The sequence below is a fragment of the Photobacterium sp. 270122K genome (genome assembly GCF_059941365.1).
In genome coordinates, this window is sequence record NZ_JBPOEN010000013.1 from 140,086 (window position 1) to 158,093 (window position 18,008).

18 protein-coding genes are annotated in these 18,008 nt (G+C 51.2%); 15 read left to right on the top strand and 3 right to left on the bottom strand.

The features are described from left to right. The first annotated feature begins 1 nt into the window (after window position 1). From hflC to motX, 4 genes are all read left to right on the top strand, one after another. Window positions 2-1,030: a protease modulator HflC gene (hflC, locus tag ACSF8W_RS20565; RefSeq protein WP_500848979.1), complete on the top strand. Its 1,029-nt coding sequence runs from the start codon at window positions 2-4 to the stop codon at window positions 1,028-1,030. 186 nt (window positions 1,031-1,216) lie between these two features. Then, window positions 1,217-1,411: a DUF2065 domain-containing protein gene (locus ACSF8W_RS20570; protein WP_500848980.1), complete on the top strand. Its 195-nt coding sequence runs from the start codon at window positions 1,217-1,219 to the stop codon at window positions 1,409-1,411. A gap of 123 nt (window positions 1,412-1,534) precedes the next feature. Then, window positions 1,535-2,851, top strand: coding sequence for an adenylosuccinate synthase (locus ACSF8W_RS20575; RefSeq protein ID WP_500848981.1), 1,317 nt, complete (start codon window positions 1,535-1,537; stop codon window positions 2,849-2,851). A gap of 173 nt (window positions 2,852-3,024) precedes the next feature. Further along, complete coding sequence (motX, locus tag ACSF8W_RS20580; RefSeq protein ID WP_500848982.1) at window positions 3,025-3,654, top strand: flagellar protein MotX; 630 nt, start codon at window positions 3,025-3,027, stop codon at window positions 3,652-3,654. Window positions 3,655-3,753: 99 nt separating this feature from the next. Here the strand turns inward: motX and hmpA are convergent, their stop codons facing one another. Further along, window positions 3,754-4,938, bottom strand: a complete 1,185-nt coding sequence (gene hmpA / locus ACSF8W_RS20585) for an NO-inducible flavohemoprotein (RefSeq protein ID WP_500848983.1) — start codon at window positions 4,936-4,938, stop codon at window positions 3,754-3,756. Between the two features lie 105 nt (window positions 4,939-5,043). On the opposite strand from hmpA, the gene nsrR reads away from it, so the two are divergent. The 7 genes from nsrR to rplI all read left to right on the top strand — a co-directional run bounded on the left by nsrR (window position 5,044) and on the right by rplI (window position 10,672). Continuing rightward, a complete protein-coding gene (nsrR, locus tag ACSF8W_RS20590) occupies window positions 5,044-5,475 on the top strand; it encodes a nitric oxide-sensing transcriptional repressor NsrR (RefSeq protein ID WP_500848984.1) in 432 nt (143 codons plus the stop codon). Between the two features lie 121 nt (window positions 5,476-5,596). After that, window positions 5,597-8,179, top strand: a complete 2,583-nt coding sequence (rnr, locus tag ACSF8W_RS20595; RefSeq protein ID WP_500848985.1) for a ribonuclease R — start codon at window positions 5,597-5,599, stop codon at window positions 8,177-8,179. 3 nt (window positions 8,180-8,182) lie between these two features. After that, entirely contained in the window at window positions 8,183-8,917 is a 735-nt protein-coding gene (rlmB, locus tag ACSF8W_RS20600; protein ID WP_500848986.1) for a 23S rRNA (guanosine(2251)-2'-O)-methyltransferase RlmB, read from the top strand. A 321-nt stretch (window positions 8,918-9,238) separates the two neighbouring features. Next, a complete protein-coding gene (gene rpsF / locus ACSF8W_RS20605; RefSeq protein ID WP_500848987.1) occupies window positions 9,239-9,628 on the top strand; it encodes a 30S ribosomal protein S6 in 390 nt (129 codons plus the stop codon). A gap of 7 nt (window positions 9,629-9,635) precedes the next feature. After that, window positions 9,636-9,938, top strand: a complete 303-nt coding sequence (priB, locus tag ACSF8W_RS20610; protein ID WP_047875432.1) for a primosomal replication protein N — start codon at window positions 9,636-9,638, stop codon at window positions 9,936-9,938. Between the two features lie 16 nt (window positions 9,939-9,954). Further along, a complete protein-coding gene (gene rpsR / locus ACSF8W_RS20615; protein WP_428479462.1) occupies window positions 9,955-10,182 on the top strand; it encodes a 30S ribosomal protein S18 in 228 nt (75 codons plus the stop codon). Window positions 10,183-10,219: 37 nt separating this feature from the next. Further along, entirely contained in the window at window positions 10,220-10,672 is a 453-nt protein-coding gene (rplI, locus tag ACSF8W_RS20620; protein WP_500848988.1) for a 50S ribosomal protein L9, read from the top strand. Between the two features lie 96 nt (window positions 10,673-10,768). Here rplI and ACSF8W_RS20625 read toward each other — a convergent pair whose 3' ends face one another. Further along, window positions 10,769-11,521 (bottom strand): DUF481 domain-containing protein, encoded by a 753-nt coding sequence (locus ACSF8W_RS20625; protein WP_500848989.1) that lies wholly within the window; start codon window positions 11,519-11,521, stop codon window positions 10,769-10,771. A gap of 221 nt (window positions 11,522-11,742) precedes the next feature. On the opposite strand from ACSF8W_RS20625, the gene ACSF8W_RS20630 reads away from it, so the two are divergent. From ACSF8W_RS20630 to ACSF8W_RS20640, 3 genes are all read left to right on the top strand, one after another. Further along, the gene (locus tag ACSF8W_RS20630) at window positions 11,743-13,140 is read left to right on the top strand and encodes a replicative DNA helicase (protein WP_500848990.1); all 1,398 of its coding nucleotides are present in this window, start codon (window positions 11,743-11,745) and stop codon (window positions 13,138-13,140) included. 39 nt (window positions 13,141-13,179) lie between these two features. Then, window positions 13,180-14,259: an alanine racemase gene (gene alr, locus ACSF8W_RS20635; protein WP_500848991.1), complete on the top strand. Its 1,080-nt coding sequence runs from the start codon at window positions 13,180-13,182 to the stop codon at window positions 14,257-14,259. A 76-nt stretch (window positions 14,260-14,335) separates the two neighbouring features. Beyond that, window positions 14,336-15,535: a BamA/TamA family outer membrane protein gene (locus ACSF8W_RS20640; protein ID WP_500849016.1), complete on the top strand. Its 1,200-nt coding sequence runs from the start codon at window positions 14,336-14,338 to the stop codon at window positions 15,533-15,535. Between the two features lie 65 nt (window positions 15,536-15,600). On the opposite strand, the gene ACSF8W_RS20645 is transcribed toward ACSF8W_RS20640, so the two are convergent. Next, window positions 15,601-16,020: a secondary thiamine-phosphate synthase enzyme YjbQ gene (locus ACSF8W_RS20645; protein WP_500849017.1), complete on the bottom strand. Its 420-nt coding sequence runs from the start codon at window positions 16,018-16,020 to the stop codon at window positions 15,601-15,603. Window positions 16,021-16,314: 294 nt separating this feature from the next. On the opposite strand from ACSF8W_RS20645, the gene pgi reads away from it, so the two are divergent. Beyond that, the gene (pgi, locus tag ACSF8W_RS20650; protein WP_500848992.1) at window positions 16,315-17,967 is read left to right on the top strand and encodes a glucose-6-phosphate isomerase; all 1,653 of its coding nucleotides are present in this window, start codon (window positions 16,315-16,317) and stop codon (window positions 17,965-17,967) included. The last annotated feature ends 41 nt before the right edge of the window (window positions 17,968-18,008 follow it).

Sequence of the window (18,008 nt, forward strand, 5' to 3'; positions counted from 1 at the left end):
TATGCGTAAGTTAATGGTCCCTGTGCTTGTGGTGTGTGTGGCGACATTGTTGATGTCCATGTTTGTGGTACGAGAAGGTGAGCGCGCGATCGTGCTACGTTTCAGCAGTGCCTTAAAAGATGCGGACTCCAATGTTGTACGTGTGTACGAGCCGGGTTTGCATTTTAAACTGCCAGTGTTTGATACGGCGCGTTTGTTCGATGCGCGTATTCAGACCATGGATGATCAAGCTGACCGTTTTGTGACGTCTGAGAAAAAAGACGTGATCATTGATACCTACGTAAAGTGGCGTATTAAAGATTTTGACAAGTATTACCAAAGTACGAGTAATGACGCGTCAACCGCAGAAGGGTTGATGAAGCGTAAAGTGGTCGATAGCCTACGTGCTGAAATCGGTTTGCGTGAAATCAAGCAGATTGTTTCAGGTCCTGAACGTAAGAAAGCAGACGAAAGTGCTGATGATGCGGCGTCTACGACGACTGCACCAGCCGAAATCTCACCAGCATTGAGTGATGACGTTGCGTCTATCCTTGCTGATGCAGAGAAGCCGGTGAGCAAGGTTGTAGAAGGTCAGCGTGACCAAATCATGGCAAACGTGCTTGCTGATATCAAAATCGGCGTAATGGACGATTTGGGTGTGGAAGTGGTTGATTTCCGTATTAAGAAAATCAACCTACCTGAAGAGATCAGTGAGTCGATTTACCAGCGTATGCGTGCTGAACGTGAATCGGTTGCGCGTAAGCACCGCTCACAAGGCCGTGAAAAAGCCGAAGTATTGCGTGCAGAAGCTGACTTTGCGGTGACTGAGATTCTATCGACAGCAAACCGTGAATCCTTGGTGATCCGCGGTGGTGCGGAAGCAGATGCGGCTGAAATCTACTCAGCAACATACGGTAAGAATCCGGATTTCTACAACTTCATGCGTTCATTGCAAGCGTACGAAAACAGCTTCAAGTCGAAGAATGACATTCTGGTTATTGACCCGAATACGGAATTCTTCAAATACATGAAAGATGCCAACGGCAACTGATCATTGTGTTGTGACAGAGACGTTGTGACAGATAAAAAGCAAGACTTCGGTCTTGCTTTTTTTTTGCCTGTTGTGTGGCTGTTTGCGCCCATTCCTGGTTCAACATAGAAGTACACCTGTGGCTTCTGTACATTGCGGTATACTGCGCGGTGATGATCTGACGGGGATGTAAAGGGGAACCGCACGATGGATAAGGCAATATGGATGGCACTGGGGTTGGTCTTGGTGTTTGAAGGGCTTGGCCCACTGTTAGCGCCGAAAGGATGGCGTGAGATGGTCAGTCAACTGAGCCAGCAAGATGACAATAACCTGCGTCGCATTGGCGGATGTCTGGTCGTGGCCGGCAGTGTTATCGCTTATATGATGTACACTAGTATGTAAATCGCGCTGGCACCTAAGCGTGACCGTGTTCCTTGCGAAAACGCCGTCATGGTCAAAAAATGACTGCAAGGTAACGGGTAAAGGTGCTAGAATCCTTTTTTAACTACTGATAGACGAAGAAAGATGGCAAATAATGTAGTCGTTCTTGGCACCCAATGGGGTGACGAAGGTAAAGGTAAGATCGTTGATCTTTTGACTGAAGATGCAAAGTATGTAGTGCGCTACCAAGGTGGCCACAATGCGGGTCACACTCTTGTCATTGACGGTGAGAAAACTGTCCTTCACTTGATCCCATCAGGTATCCTACGTGACAACGTTAAATGTATCATCGGTAACGGTGTTGTACTTTCTCCAGACGCGCTGATGAAAGAAATGGGCCCACTGGAAGCACGTGGTATCCCAGTTCGTGAACGTCTGTTCCTGTCAGAAGCTTGTCCACTTATTCTGCCTTACCACGTTGCGCTTGACCAAGCGCGTGAAATCGCTCGCGGTAAGAAAGCGATCGGTACGACGGGTCGTGGCATCGGTCCTGCTTACGAAGATAAAGTAGCACGCCGTGGCCTACGTGTTGGCGATCTATTCGACAAAGCCGCTTTTGCTGAAAAGCTAAAAGAAGTGATGGCTTACCACAACTTCCAGCTAGAGCATTACTACAATGCTGAGCCTGTTAGCTACGAAGAAGTGCTAGAAAACGTCATGGCACAAGCTGACGTACTGACTGCAATGGTTATCGATGTGACCAAAGAACTTGATGATGCGCGTCTACGTGGCGACAAGATCATGTTCGAAGGTGCACAAGGTACCCTACTTGATATCGACCACGGTACTTACCCGTACGTAACCTCTTCTAACACCACCGCGGGTGGCGTTGCAGCAGGTTCTGGTTTCGGTCCTCGTCACCTAGGTTACATCCTGGGTATCGCGAAAGCATACTGCACACGTGTAGGTGCAGGTCCGTTCCCGACTGAGCTATACGACGGTCTAGATAAACAAGATCCTGTTGGTAAGCACCTGGGTACTGTTGGCCACGAGTTTGGTGCAACAACAGGTCGTCTACGTCGTACCGGTTGGTTCGATGCAGTGGCAATGCGCCGTGCGGTACAGATCAACTCTATCTCAGGTTTCTGTCTAACTAAACTAGACGTACTTGACGGTCTTAAAGAGCTGAAAATCTGCACAGGCTACAAAACGCAATCAGGTGAGCTTCTAGAAGTATCACCAATGGCGGCAGATGCTTACGAGAACCTAGAGCTGATTTACGAAACAATGCCGGGCTGGTCTGAGAACACCGTAGGTGTCACATCTCTGGATCAACTACCACAAGCGGCGTTGGATTACATCGCACGTATTGAAGCGCTAACCGGTGTGCCAATCGATATCATTTCGACAGGTCCTGACCGTAACGAAACTATCATCAAGGTTCACCCATACGGTGAATAATGCCTGACGCTTGTCATGCTGATGAAATGAAAAGCCAGCCTTCGGGTTGGCTTTTTTTATATCGGTATAAATGTTTTCCTGTGCGTGTCGCCGTGAAAACACAGGAGGGGATTTTCGCTAAAGTTGTAGGGGCCAGCGCCGATATAAAGCACACATCCCCAGAGAGAATGCTCATGTTGTTGCGTCCTGTATTACTCGCGTTGACCTTGTTCGCGGCTTCCCCTGTTTTCGCCTTGGAAACGGTGGGTGAGGCGGTGCCTGTGTATACCGATAATGCACTGACCCGCATGTTTGAGAATAATACCCACCTGCAGCAGGTGAAGGCGGATGATTGCCAGTTAGTGCAAGACATTGAAGCCCGTGCCATACGGGTGGAATCGCCGTCGTATCAGTTTTTGTATGGGGATATGCTGGCTTGGGGCGTGTGTGTTACCCGTGATGTGGAGTTGGGCGTTTACTACATGCAGTTAGCGGCACAACAAGGCTCACCGGCGGCATTGGAACAACTTGGGCGTTATTACGCACGGGGCACACTGGTCCAGCAAGATCAAGAGCGTGCTATCCCGTATTTGCGTGAAGCCGCTGCCATGGGTAACGTGAATGCCCGTATTCAATTGGCTGAGCTGCTGTTGCGTGATCACGGCAGTCCGTTGGATTTCGAGGATGCTTACCGCTGGCTTTATCACACGGTGACGGGCAATCAGCGCACCCATGTGAAGATTGCGCGTTTACGACAAGGGCTCGAAAACCGCATGCCAGCCAATGTGATCGCACGTGCTAAGCGACGTGATCTCTTCTGGTAATCACCCTTGCGATGTCCGCTACCACTCACACTGAAAAGAGAAGCCAATGGGCTTCTCTTTTGCGTTTATGGTGGGCGTTATCATCGGATGAATGGGGGATTACAGCACCTTGTGCGGGCCAAAGCACTCATAGTGCAGTTGGCTTTCTTGTACCCCCATCGTCAGCAATTGCTGGGCAACAGACTGCATGAAGCCGACGGGACCACAGAAGTAATACTGCATGTCAGGCGTATTAAGTAGAGAGGCGACAGCGCTCAAATCCATCATGCCGTCGAATTGATAATCGGTGCCAAGGGTATCGCTGGCCAATGGCGTGCGATACCAAGTATGGGCACTCAGGTGATCATGCGTGTCTGCCAGGCCTGAAACGTGCTCGCGAAACGCATGGTGAGCGCCGTCTTCCGCCGCATGTAACCAATGTACTGGTGCTTGATGGGCGGTCAAACTTTCTAACATCGACAGGGTGGGTGTCAGGCCGACGCCGGCGGAGATCAGCGCAACAGGCGTGGTGGGTGTAACATCCAAGAAAAAGTCACCCGCAGGTGGCACGAGATGCAGCACATCACCCTCTTGTACGTGCTGGTGGAGGTGGGTGGATACGCGGCCGCCATCTTCCTGTTTGACGGCAATGCGGTAATGATCACCTTGGGGCGCCGATGCGCAACTGTACTGGCGGATCTCCTGATGCTCAAACGCCTCTGGCTTGAGGTATACCCCGAGATATTGACCCGGTTTGAAGGGGGCGACGTGACCGCCATCACTCGGAGTCAGGGTAAAGCGGGTGATCACCGCACTTTCCTTGGTTTTCTCACTCACGACAAAGGAGCGTAAGCCTTGCCAGCCGCCCGATTGCGCGGCGTTATCGGCATAAATGTCGGCTTCGCGTCGAATGAAAATGTCAGCCAATATGCCATAGGCTTCTCCCCACGCATCCAATACCTCCTGGCCAGGAGAAAGCAGCTCATCTATGGTGGCGAGCAGGTGCTGACCGACAATGGCGTATTGCTCGGCGGTGATCAGAAAGCTGGTGTGTTTGTGAGCAATTTTTTCAACGGCCGGTAACAGTGCAGCAAGGTTGTCAATGTGAGTCGCATATGCGCAAATGGCGTTGAATAACGCTTCACGTTGATCCCCATTGCGCTGGTTGCTCATGTTGAAAATATCTTTGAGCTCAGGGTTATGGTGAAACATACGCTCGTAGAAATGCGCGGTAAGGGCGGGGCCGGTTTGTGCAACGGCCGGCGTCGTGGCTTTTATAATGGTGATCGTTTCTGGGCTGAGCATGGTGTTTCCTGACTATTGTTGTATTTATAATGCATGTTATAACTTGTATCTTATCTGTATCTTTTAGTCAATATCCAGATTAAAATGCCACCAGGAGGAGTTATTGTGCAGCTGACAAGTTTTACCGATTACGGCCTGCGTGCCCTGATTTACCTCGCGACCCTGCCACAAGGGGAGCTGGCGAGCATCACCAAAGTCACAGAAGTCTACGGGGTGTCCCGTAACCACATGGTGAAGATCATTAATAAGCTTGGCCAACTTGGGTATGTCGAGACAGTACGCGGCAAAAACGGTGGGATCCGTTTGGGTAGACCCGCTGATCAGATAGTGATCGGAGACGTTGTCCGGGCGATAGAGCCCTTGCAAATCGTGAATTGCAGCGAAGCGTTCTGCCACATTACCCCGGCCTGCCGCCTGAAAGGCATGTTGTTTTCCGCGCGCCAAGCGTTTTTGGCCGAATTGGATCAACACTCTCTTGCCAGTTTGATCGCTGATAACCCGCCATTGCGTGTGTTACTGGATCAGCCGATTGATTAATAGCGGCACCTATCAATAACTTCTTCATCTAAGGGGGGCCGATAAGTACGATTTGGCTCCCGTCTGTTCACCCATGGCCTAGATATACTACAGTTATAACTTCGCCAACTTGGATCAAATTATGTCAAAAGGTACTACCGATTTACCGGTCGACCCTTTTCGCGATCGCGAAGCTTCAAACTATGAAAACCCGATCCCTAGCCGAGAAATGCTGCTAGAGGTGATCCGTGGGTTTTCCACTCCGATCAGCCGCGATCAGCTTTTTGCCGAGCTTAAGCTCGAAGGTGATGACCAGTACGAAGGACTACGCCGTCGCCTACGTGCGATGGAACGCGATGGTCAACTGATTTTTACTCGCCGTCAATGCTACGCCCTACCTGAACGCCTTGATCTTATTAAAGGCCATGTCATTGGCCACCGTGATGGCTTTGGCTTTTTGCGCCCAGAAGGCACGAATGCCAAAGACGAAGACTTGATGCTACCTCACCACCAAATGCGTGGTGTGATCCACGGGGATTACATTCTGGCGCAAGTGGCCGGTGTGGATAAGCGCGGCCGTCGTGAAGGCCGTGTGGTGCGTGTACTGAAGCATTATGAAGGCCAGATTGTCGGTCGCTTCTTTGTTGAAGACGGCATGGGCTACGTGGTGCCGGATGATTCCCGCATCGCACAAGATATCGTGATCCCGAACGATCAACGCATGGGTGCCCGTATGGGCAACGTGGTGGTGGTCGAGATCGGTCAGCGTGCGACGCGTCAGCACAATGCCATGGGTAAAGTGGTGGAAGTGCTGGGTGAGAACATGGCACCGGGGATGGAAATTGAAATCGCCCTGCGTACCCATGATATTCCGCACGAATGGCCGTCTGAAGTCGATAAGCAAATTCAGGGCCTTGGCGAAGAAGTACCGGAAGAGGCCAAAAAAGGCCGCGTCGATTTGCGTCACTTACCGTTGGTCACGATTGATGGCGAAGACGCCCGTGACTTTGATGATGCGGTGTTCTGTGAGCGTAAAAAATCCGGCGGCTGGCGCCTGTGGGTGGCCATTGCTGACGTGAGTTACTACGTACGCCCGGGTACGGCATTGGACAATGAAGCGGTGAAGCGCGGTAACTCCGTGTACTTCCCATCGCAAGTGATCCCGATGCTACCGGAAGTGTTGTCAAACGGCTTATGTTCACTGAACCCACAGGTTGATCGCTTGTGCATGGTGTGTGAAATGACCATTTCAGCAGCCGGTAGCCTGTCAGGTTACAAGCACTATGAAGCGGTGATGAATTCCCATGCCCGTTTGACGTACACCAAAGTCAGCAAAATGCTGGACGGTGACGAAGCACTGCGTGAGCGTTATGCCCCACTTGTGCCGCACCTTGAAGAGTTGTACAGCATGTACAGCGTACTGAAAGGTGCCCGTGAAGAGCGCGGTGCGATTGAATTTGAAACGGTGGAAACCCAGTTCATCTTCAATGCTGATCGTAAGATCGATCGTATTGTGCCGGCGGTGCGTAATGACGCGCACAAGATCATCGAAGAATGTATGATCTTGGCCAACATCGCCTCTGCCCGTTTCGTGGAAAAATCCAAAGAACCGGCATTGTACCGCGTGCATGATTCACCGAGTGAAGAGCGTCTAACGGGTTTCCGTGATTTCTTGGGTGAGTTGAGCCTGCAACTGTCGGGTGGCTTAGAGCCATCACCGAAAGACTATGCGGCGCTGGCGCATTTGATCCAAGATCGTACGGACAAAGAATTGATCCAAACCATGCTGCTGCGCTCCATGAAGCAAGCGGTATACCAAGCGGACAATATCGGTCACTTTGGTTTGGCGCTGAGTCAGTATGCGCACTTTACCTCACCGATCCGCCGTTACCCGGATTTGACCTTGCACCGTGCGCTGAAGTACTTGGTGGCAAAGCAAGCCGGTGAGAATACCGATCGCGGCACCCCAACCGGTGGCTACCATTATTCGTTTGATGAGATGGATGCACTGGGTGAGCAATGCTCGATGACTGAGCGCCGTGCCGATGATGCAACACGCGATGTTGCCGACTGGCTCAAGTGTGAGTACATGCAAGATCACCTTGGCGATGAGTTCGACGGTGTGATTGCCAATGTGACCGGTTTCGGTTTCTTTGTGCGCCTCAACGAGCTGAATATTGATGGCTTGGTGCACATCTCGAACCTGGCGAATGATTACTATCAGTATGATCCGATTGGTCAACGCTTGATTGGTGACAACTCCGGACAGGTATACCGTCTGGGTGACACCGTGAAAGTGAAGGTGGCCTCGATTAACCTGAACGATCGCCAAATTGACTTTGATATCGTGGGCAGTACCCGTAAAGCACGGGGTGCCGGTAAAACCGCACGCGTGCGTGAGAACAAAGCCCGTGACGGCCAAAGCCGTGAGAAAAAGCCGCGCATGCGTAAGGCAGAAGGCTTGCAACGTCAAAGCCTGAAAGCCTACCGTGTGGAAGGTGGTACGGCGAAATCTGAGTCGGATGAAAAACCGAAGAAAAACCGTTCATCGGTGCGTCAGAAGCTGAAAGCCGGTGCGATCCCGAAAGTGGATGGTGACAAAGCGCCAGCAAGCCGTAAGCAAGATGTGGTGGACGGCGAGAAGCCGAAGCGCAAGAAAAAGTCGACTAAAGCCCGCAAGAAACAGCGTGCGGGTAAAAAAGAACGAGCAGCAAAGAAGAATTAATCCATGAGTAATGACATGATTTTCGGCATTCATGCCGTGAACGCCGTACTGGCTTCAGATCCATCACGTTTCATTGAAGTGTTTGTACTGAAAGATCGTCAGGATGACCGTTTACTGCCTGTGATCAACGAACTACAGATGTTGGGGATCACGATTCAGCAAGCGGGTCGTAAAGCGCTGGATGACAAAGTCAATGGCGCATCACACCAAGGCATCATTGCCCGTGTGCGTCCTGGTAAGCAGTACAACGAGAACAATCTCGATGATTTGCTGGCAGGCCAAGAAAACCCATTGTTGTTGGTGTTGGACGGCGTGACTGATCCGCACAACTTAGGTGCATGTCTGCGTAATGCGGATGCCGCTGGCGCGGTGGCGGTGATCGTACCCAAAGATCGTTCAGCCCAACTGAATGCGACAGCCAGTAAAGTGGCCTGTGGTGCAGCAGAAATCATGCCATTGGTACGCGTGACCAATTTGGCGCGTACGCTGCGTGCGTTGCAAGACAAAGGCGTGTGGGTGGTGGGTACAGCGGGTGAAGCCACGCATGATATCTACCAGAGCAAACTGACCGGGCCGTTAGCTATCGTGATGGGCGCTGAAGGGGAAGGCATGCGCCGTTTGACGCGTGAAACCTGTGACGACCTGATCAAGATCCCAATGGCCGGTTCTGTTTCCAGCTTGAACGTGTCTGTTGCAACCGGGATTTGCCTGTTTGAAGCGGTACGTCAGCGCCAGTAATGGCCTGATAATACACGGCCGCACCTTTGCGGTTTAAGCATAAAACCGGTCACACACAACGGTGTGTGACCGGTTTTTTTATGCTGGTGGTATACGGCGACAAGCCTTAAGGCATAAGGGGGCAGACGTCTATCTGTCTGAATAGCCACCCCATTTTCTTTCTCAAGATATCTTCGCCAGAGCGATAAAATTCGCTTGCTTAAATTGCCCATTCTCTATACTATTCTGCCTCCAAATTCTCGGTTATTTTTCTTTAGTTCCTTGCTTCTCCTGGATGACCGAGCCAAATCGAGAAGCTGAATAATCCGTAAGGAGCAACCCATGCGTCATTACGAAATCGTATTCATGGTGCACCCAGATCAGAGCGAACAAGTTGTTGGCATGATCGAGCGTTACACTGGTGCTATCAAAGATTCTGGTGGTCAGATTCACCGTCTAGAAGATTGGGGCCGCCGTCAAATGGCTTACCCAATCAACAAACTGCACAAAGCACATTACGTTCTTATGAACGTAGAAGCTGAGCAGTCTGTAATTGACGAGCTAGAGTCTAACTTCCGCTTCAACGATGCTGTGATCCGTAACATGATCATGCGCACTAAAGGCGCTATCACTGAGCCATCTCCAATGATGAAGGCTAAAGAAGAGCGTATTTCTAAGCGTGAAGAGCGTACAGAAACTGCACAGTCTGAAGACGAAGCAGCAGCTGAGTAATTACTAAATGACCAATCGTCTGGAGTTGTCTGGCGTTATCGCCAAAGACCCCAAACGAAGCCGGTCGCTGGCAGGAATACCTCATTGTCACTTTGTGCTTGAGCACCGTTCTTACCAGCAAGAAGCGAATCTGCCACGGCAAGTGTATTGCTACATTAACGTGGTAGTGAGCGGGCAAGGTCAACAAGTACTCACTCAAGATTTAGCTGTCGGCAGCCACATTAAGGTAGGGGGCTTTGTTTCTTACCAGACCGGCCGTAATGGGTTGGGAAAATTAGTGTTGCATGCTGACCACATTGAAAAAATTTAGTTCAGGAGATAAGCCCATGGCACGTTTCTTCCGTCGTCGTAAATTCTGCCGTTTCACTGCAGAAGACGTTCAAGAGATTGACTACAAAGACGTAGCAACTCTAAAAAACTACATCACTGAAGCTGGTAAAATCGTACCTAGCCGTATCACTGGTACTCGCGCTAAATACCAGCGTCAGCTAGCTCGCGCTATCAAGCGTTCTCGTTACCTAGCACTTCTACCGTACACAGATAAGCATCTGTAATCGGTAGCGGTTTAATTAAGTTTAAGAGGACAAGATAATGCAAGTTATTCTACTTGATAAAATCGGTAACCTAGGTGGTCTAGGCGACCAGGTTAACGTTAAAGCGGGCTACGCTCGTAACTTCCTTATCCCACAGGGTAAAGCAGTTATGGCAACTAAAGCTAACGTTGAAATGTTTGAAGTTCGTCGTGCAGAACTAGAAGCTAAAGTTGCTGAGCAACTAGCTACTTGTGAAGCTCGCGCTGAAAAACTAAACGCGCTTGAAGCTGTAGTTATCGCTTCTAAAGCTGGTGACGAAGGTAAACTATTCGGTTCTATCGGTACTCGTGACATCGCTGATGCAATCACTGCAGCTGGCGTTGAAGTAGCGAAGAGCGAAGTTCGTCTTCCTGAAGGCGCACTACGTACGACTGGCGAATTCGAGATCAGCATTCAGCTGCACTCTGACGTATTCGCAACAATCACTCTAAACGTTGTAGCTGAAGCTTAATCGTTTATTGTGAAATGAAAAACCAGCCTTCGGGCTGGTTTTTTTTTGCCTGTGATTTAGCGGAGAGCAGGCATAGTATGCGCCCTTGCAGGCGCATTAGATTTTGAACAGCAAATTGATTGTCATCGCGGAGTCGCGCTTTTTCAGTCCATCGGGTACCCAGCTATTGAGCTTTTGGGTATTGCTGAGTTTGATGGCCACGTGATCGTTGATGGCCGTCGTCAGGTTCACCTCGGTTTCCATCGTGCTGTTACTGTTACCGGCAATGCCCGTCATACGTACATTGAACTCGACGTCTTTGGACGGTTTCCATGTCATTTTGGCACTGCCACGCAAGATCAGCTCGTCCACCATGTCACGAACGATGATGTCATCGTCGTCAATCTCATCAATGTTGGGTTCTTGATGACGGTAGCCGGGGCCGGCTTCCACTTCCATCTGAAAGGTTTCTCGGCGGATCAACTGGTAACCCAAACCGGTCGCGAGGGTAAAATCGATGAAGTAGGGGCCGTAGCGATCATCCACATAGCTGGCGTTCCCCAAGACGTAGGTCCGATCATTGATCTTCATGTCGCTTTGCAGCTCCACTTGGCCCTTGCGCTTATCCTCTTCCCCGTCTTTTTCCGCCAGTAAGTATTTGGCTTCTGCCGTCTGACGATACTGATTTTTGACGTAAGTGAGCCCGAGGCGGGTGTTCAGGGTTTGCGAGTCAGAGTTCCCCCCTAATGACTGGTAGCCCAATTCAATCTCGCTACTCCACGGTGGCGGGATCGGGGTCGGTTGATCGTCATCAGCCGCATAGGCGTATGCATTTGCAAACAGCAACAATGCCAGCAAGGATCTTGCCAAATAGCCTCCTCATGGTTGAACAGCGGGGTGAGTAAACAGGACGCTGCAGTTTACCCCATTTATGTCAGCTTTTGGTTAACAATTGAGACGAGGTTGCGGAACTCGGACGAAGTGGGCGTAATATAAGATGGAAAATTCGGATTGGCGAGATGGCCTATATTGATAGGGTGACTCTTAGTATATAATGCCCGGCTTAGTTTCCGGCAGACACTTCAAATCCTATGGCAGAGAAAAACAAACCCAATTACCCGAAAGACACCAAGATGGATGCGATCAAGATGGCTCCGCATTCCTTAGAGGCTGAGCAATCAGTGCTCGGGGGCTTGATCCTCGATAATGAAAAGTGGGATGTCGTCGCGGAAAAGGTCGTTGCCAAGGATTTCTACAGTCGTCCTCACCGTATTATTTTTGAAGGCACGGCGGCTGTGCTGGAAGGCGGTCAGCCGCTGGACTTGATCACCCTGTCTGAGCACCTTGAGCGTTCAGATAAGCTGGAAGATGTCGGTGGTTTCGCCTATCTGGCGGAACTGGCGAAGAACACCCCGTCGGCGGCGAACATTCTGGCGTATGCTGAGATTGTCCGCGAGCGCGCTTTGATCCGAGAAATGATCAGCGTCGCAAACGAAATCGCCGATGCCGGTTATGATCCGCAAGGCCGTGACAGTGAAGAATTGCTGGATATGGCGGAAAGCAAAGTCTTTGCTATCGCAGAGCAGCGCACCTCCGAAAATGAAGGCCCGCAAAGTGTTGATACGATCTTAGAGAAAACGCTGGAGCGTATCGAGATTTTGTATCAGTCACCGCAAGACGGTGTGACTGGGGTATCGACGGGCTTTACCGATCTGAATAAGAAAACGGCGGGCTTGCAAGGCTCTGACTTGATCATCGTCGCCGCCCGTCCGTCGATGGGTAAAACCACGTTTGCCATGAACCTGTGTGAAAACGCAGCCATGGAACAAGAAAAGCCGGTACTGATTTTCTCATTGGAAATGCCCGCCGAACAAATCATGATGCGTATGTTGGCGTCATTGTCACGGGTTGACCAAACCAAGATCCGTACCGGTCAGTTGGACGATGAAGACTGGGCGCGTATCTCATCGACGATGGGTATTCTGATGGAAAAGAAGAATATGTACATCGATGACAGCTCAGGCCTAACGCCAACGGAAGTCCGTTCTCGTGCGCGTCGTATCGCTCGCGATAACGGCGGGTTAAGCATGATCATGATCGACTACTTGCAATTAATGCGCGTGCCGGGTTATCAAGATAACCGTACGCTGGAAATTGCCGAGATCTCGCGCTCACTTAAAGCATTGGCCAAAGAGCTGAATGTGCCGGTGGTGGCGCTGTCGCAGCTTAACCGATCGTTGGAGCAGCGTGCTGATAAACGTCCGGTGAACTCCGACTTACGTGAATCGGGCGCGATCGAGCAGGATGCCGATTTGATCATGTTCATTTACCGTGATGAGGTGTATCACGAAGACAGTGCCCTGAAAGGCATTGCCGAAATTATCTTGGGTAAACAGCGTAACGGTCCGATCGGTACCGTACGATTAACGTTCCAAGGTCAGTTTTCACGGTTCGACAATTATGCCGGCCCGGCTTTTGATGACGAATAACACACAGACATTCGCGGCACAGTAACAGTAGGATTTTTGATGAAGGCGGCAACAGCGTATATCAACACACAGGCACTCACTCACAATATTCGCCAGATCCGCGCTCAGGCGCCGCAGAGCAAAGTATTGGCGGTGGTGAAAGCCAATGGCTATGGTCACGGCCTAGCACTCGTTGCCCGAAGCCTGCCGGACGTGGACGGTTTTGGGGTTGCCCGCATCGAAGAGGCACTCACCTTGCGTGCTGACGGGATCGTAAAACCGATCTTATTGCTGGAAGGCTTCTATGCGGCCAAAGATCTGCCTGTGCTGGTCACAAACAATATTCATACTGTAGTGCATTCCATTGAGCAGCTTGAAGCGTTAGAGCAAGCGCAATTGGATGGCCCGGTGGTGGTGTGGGTAAAAATCGATACCGGTATGCACCGTTTGGGCGTCCGTCCGGAGCAGTTCGAGGAATTTGTTGCCCGTCTGCATGCTTGCCCGAACGTAGCTAAACCGCTGCGTTACATGAGCCACTTTGGCTGCGCCGATGAGCTGGGCAGCAATGTTACCACCGATCAAATTGATACCTTCCTGCATCTCACCGAAGGCTGCCGTGGTGAGCGCTCACTGGCGGCGTCTGGCGGGGTATTAGCATGGCCGGATAGTCACCTTGAATGGATCCGTCCGGGGATCATCATGTACGGTGTGTCACCGTTTGTGGAAGTGGATCGCTCGGCCGATGCATTTGCACTGAAGCCGGTGATGACCTTGGCATCGAGCTTGATTGCCGTGCGTGAAGTGAAAAAAGGCGAAGCGGTGGGCTACGGCGGGATCTGGACCAGTGAGCGTGACACAAAAGTGGGCGTGATTGCGATTGGTTACGGGGACGGTTACCCGCGTACGGCGCCTAATGGTACTCCTGTACTGGTAAACGGCCGTATTGTGCCAATGGCGGGGCGTGTGTCGATGGACATGCTGACGGTCGATTTAGGGCCAGATTCTACCGATAAAGTGGGTGATGAAGCCATTTTGTGGGGCGAAGGGCTACCCGCTGAAGTGGTGGCTGAGCACATTGGTACCATCGCTTATGAATTGGTGACGAAGCTGACATCGCGTGTCGCCATGACCTATTTATAATTAAAAAGAGACGGATTTGAGTCGTATAACTCCTCTTTGTAAAGCCGCAATCGCTATTGCGGCTTTTTCATATTTAATGCCCGCGCAAGCGGATGGCTGGCCCTCGTGGGAGCCGGATACCGCGGTGGTGCCTTTTGTCTTTTCAACCGATGCCATGGGATTGTCCGTTGGGATGGCTGGGATCGTGAAAGGGGCGGGGCAGCCGCAAGCCGCCCTGATCGGCGCGGGCTTGGTGACCGAAAAGGGCACATGGTTGGGCTACTTAGGGGCCAATAACTATAGCCTAGGGCTCGACAGCCGCTGGTTGTTCGGGGCGGAACTGTATGCCGCTGAGTTCAAGCAATTCGATTATTACTTGGGTGACGCCACAAGCAATGCTTCGTCGGTTGAAGACAAGGTTGTAGCAGATGCGAGTGAATCGCGGTATCGCGTGTCGATGCGGTATGTGCTGCCGTTGGGTGCCGGTAAAGCGCAAGGGGTACGTGCGGCATTAACGCCGAATCGCCAGCTCACCGGGCATACGCCATGGGAGAGTGGGATCAGTACCGTTGAGTTACGTCCCTTTTACCAAAGCCGTGTATTCAGTAACCTGCCAACGGGCGATATCTCACCGGTTGGTTTCACGGAAGTGGAGGCGGTATGGGGGCTGGAAACCCGTTTTGATTGGGATAACCGCAATGCCACCCGCAACCCGACAGAGGGCAGCCGCAGCCAGTTCTCGGTATCGGTCGATCCCGGTAGCCATGATCGCCCAAGTTGGTGGAAGTGGGAATTGAACCAAAGTTGGTTCTGGAGCCTTGGTCCACTGGGCGAGATCTTGGATCAGCAGGTGCTGGCTTTTAATGTCTATACCGGTGATACACCCAGCTGGGATCAAACGGAAACCGTGAACGGTGACACCGAGTTCCGTCGTCCGCCGGCGTATGCGGGCATGCAATTAGGGGGATTATACCGCCTGCGTAGCTTCGCCAGTGGACGCTACGTGGATCGCTCAGCACTCAGTTACAGTCTGGAGTATCGGATTTTGCCCGACTGGCAGCCATTGAAAGACTGGCCAATGTTCGAATGGTATGACGTGCCGTGGTGGCAATGGGTGGTGTTTGCCGATGTGGGGCGCGTGGCCAGTGAGTATGATTTGGCTGAACTTCACCGTGACATGAAATGGAGTGCCGGTGGGGCGATCCGCTTTCAGGTAGAAGGGATCGTGGTACGCAGCGAAATGGCCTGGGGCAGTGAAGACAGTATTTTCCGTGTCATGATCAATCAGCCGTTTTAATCCGTTGATTGTTTTTTAATCTTTCTCATCGAGAAGGCGGGCATGCCCCGCCTTTTTTCTGTCTGTCATTCCCCGTGCAGGGTCACCACCAGCCGACGACTTCCGCCGTGATCGCGATGCTCGCCCAAATAAATCCCTTGCCACGTCCCGAGCGCAAAACGCCCCTGCGTGATCGGCACACTTACACTGCTGCCCAGCAATGAGGCTTTGATGTGCGCGGGCATGTCATCATTCCCTTCATCGGTATGGCGGTAGAAGGGCGCTCGTTCTGGTACGGTGTGGTTAAAATGGGCTTCCATATCACGGCGCACCGTGGGATCGGCATTTTCATTCAACGTCAGGCTGGCCGAGGTGTGCTGGATAAACACATGGGCGATGCCACATTGGATCTGACGCAGTTGGGGCAGATGTTGTTCAATTTCATCGGTGATCAGGTGAAAGCCGCGCGTGCGGGGGCGAAGTTGCAAGGTCGTCTGGAGCCACATCTTACTCATTCCTCTTTCGTTATCTATCAATAAGTGTGATATTGGTCGAACATGTTGCGCATCATCCTGCCTATCATTTACTCTGTCATTTCGTGACCTGACGCAATGCAGGTAGGCAAGGCTTCGCGTCATAATTATTCATAAGTTGTAAAATTACAAACATAGTGAGGACGGTGCGGGTTGCACTACACTTGGGGCAACGTGGCCTAACACTATGCACTTAGATCGGGGATCCGTAGCTTGGATGATTCTGACTAGGCTAATGGATTAACAATTAAAAATCAGGAACTTCACATGTTGAAAAATATCAATCCAACTCATACTGAGGCGTGGAAAGCGCTGACTGCCCATTTCGAAGCAACGAAAGACCAGCAGCTCAGTGATCTGTTTGCCAAGGACAGCGAGCGTTTCAACACGTTCTCAGCCAATTTTGGTGATGATATCCTTCTGGATTACTCTAAGAACCTTATTACTGCAGAAACCATGGCGAAATTGCAGGCACTGGCTGAGCAAACAGAAGTGAAAGCGGCGATTGCTGAGTTGTTTAGCGGTGAGAAAATCAACCAGACAGAAGATCGTGCCGTGCTGCACACTGCGCTGCGTAACCGTAGCAACACGCCAATCATGGTGGACGGTGAAGATGTGATGCCTGCGGTGAACGCGGTGCTTGAGAAGATGAATGCGTTCACCTCTCGCATTGTCGACGGTGAGTGGAAAGGCTACACCGGCAAAGCGATCACTGACATTGTGAACATCGGTATCGGTGGTTCGGACTTGGGTCCTTACATGGTGACAGAAGCATTGGTCCCATACAAAACCCGTCTGAACATGCACTTCGTGTCTAACGTTGACGGCACGCACGTTGCGGAAACCTTAAAGCCGCTAAACCCTGAAACCACCCTGTTCTTGATTGCCTCAAAAACCTTCACCACGCAAGAAACCATGACCAATGCGCACTCAGCGCGTGATTGGTTCCTGGCGGAAGCGGGCGATGCGGCACACGTTGCAAAACACTTTGCCGCGCTATCAACGAACGGTCAGGCGGTATCTGAGTTCGGTATTGATACTGACAACATGTTTGAGTTCTGGGATTGGGTTGGCGGTCGTTACTCACTGTGTTCAGCGATCGGTTTGTCTATCAGCCTGTCTGTTGGCTTTGATAATTTTGTGGCATTGCTTGACGGTGCACACGCGATGGATCAGCACTTTGCCCAAGCACCGCTTGAGCAGAACCTGCCTGTGATCTTGGCGTTGATCGGTATTTGGTACAACAACTTCCACGGCGCAGAATCTGAAGCCATCTTGCCTTACGATCAGTACCTACACCGTTTTGCCGCGTACTTCCAGCAAGGCAACATGGAATCAAACGGTAAATGTGTCGACCGTGGCGGCAACCCAATTGATTACCAAACCGGTCCTATCATCTGGGGTGAGCCAGGAACAAACGGTCAGCACGCGTTCTACCAGTTGATCCACCAAGGCACCAAGTTGATCCCATGTGACTTCATCGCGCCTGCGATCAGCCACAACCCACTGGGCGATCACCACCCTAAACTGATGGCAAACTTCTTTGCACAAACAGAAGCATTGGCCTTCGGTAAGACCAAAGAGCAAGTGGAAGCTGAATTTGTTGCGGCAGGTAAGACGCCGGAAGAAGTGGCAGAATTGGTCCCATTCAAAGTGTTCAACGGTAACCGTCCAACCAACTCTATCCTTGTGAAGCAAGTGACACCAGCGGTATTGGGTTCATTGATTGCGCTGTACGAGCACAAGATCTTCACCCAAGGTGTGATTTGGAATATCTTCAGCTTCGATCAGTGGGGTGTTGAACTTGGTAAGCAACTGGCAAACAATATTCTGCCTGAATTGACAGATAGCACTGCGGTAGCAAGCCATGACAGCTCAACCAACGGGTTGATCAACGCATTCAAACAGTGGCGTCGCTAAGCCTAATGGCGAGATGATTTGCTGAGAACAATAAAAACGCC

Excerpts from the sequence above, each read along its gene's own strand:
- hflC (WP_500848979.1), top strand. The coding sequence starts at position 2 with ATGCGTAAGTTAATGGTCCCTGTGCTTGTGGTGTGTGTGGCGACATTG.
- ACSF8W_RS20570 (WP_500848980.1), top strand. The coding sequence starts at position 1,217 with ATGGATAAGGCAATATGGATGGCACTGGGGTTGGTCTTGGTGTTTGAA.
- ACSF8W_RS20575 (WP_500848981.1), top strand. The coding sequence starts at position 1,535 with ATGGCAAATAATGTAGTCGTTCTTGGCACCCAATGGGGTGACGAAGGT.
- motX (WP_500848982.1), top strand. The coding sequence starts at position 3,025 with ATGTTGTTGCGTCCTGTATTACTCGCGTTGACCTTGTTCGCGGCTTCC.
- hmpA (WP_500848983.1), bottom strand. The coding sequence starts at position 4,938 with ATGCTCAGCCCAGAAACGATCACCATTATAAAAGCCACGACGCCGGCC.
- rnr (WP_500848985.1), top strand. The coding sequence starts at position 5,597 with ATGTCAAAAGGTACTACCGATTTACCGGTCGACCCTTTTCGCGATCGC.
- rlmB (WP_500848986.1), top strand. The coding sequence starts at position 8,183 with ATGAGTAATGACATGATTTTCGGCATTCATGCCGTGAACGCCGTACTG.
- rpsF (WP_500848987.1), top strand. The coding sequence starts at position 9,239 with ATGCGTCATTACGAAATCGTATTCATGGTGCACCCAGATCAGAGCGAA.
- priB (WP_047875432.1), top strand. The coding sequence starts at position 9,636 with ATGACCAATCGTCTGGAGTTGTCTGGCGTTATCGCCAAAGACCCCAAA.
- rpsR (WP_428479462.1), top strand. The coding sequence starts at position 9,955 with ATGGCACGTTTCTTCCGTCGTCGTAAATTCTGCCGTTTCACTGCAGAA.
- rplI (WP_500848988.1), top strand. The coding sequence starts at position 10,220 with ATGCAAGTTATTCTACTTGATAAAATCGGTAACCTAGGTGGTCTAGGC.
- ACSF8W_RS20630 (WP_500848990.1), top strand. The coding sequence starts at position 11,743 with ATGGCAGAGAAAAACAAACCCAATTACCCGAAAGACACCAAGATGGAT.
- alr (WP_500848991.1), top strand. The coding sequence starts at position 13,180 with ATGAAGGCGGCAACAGCGTATATCAACACACAGGCACTCACTCACAAT.
- ACSF8W_RS20640 (WP_500849016.1), top strand. The coding sequence starts at position 14,336 with ATGCCCGCGCAAGCGGATGGCTGGCCCTCGTGGGAGCCGGATACCGCG.
- ACSF8W_RS20645 (WP_500849017.1), bottom strand. The coding sequence starts at position 16,020 with ATGTGGCTCCAGACGACCTTGCAACTTCGCCCCCGCACGCGCGGCTTT.
- pgi (WP_500848992.1), top strand. The coding sequence starts at position 16,315 with ATGTTGAAAAATATCAATCCAACTCATACTGAGGCGTGGAAAGCGCTG.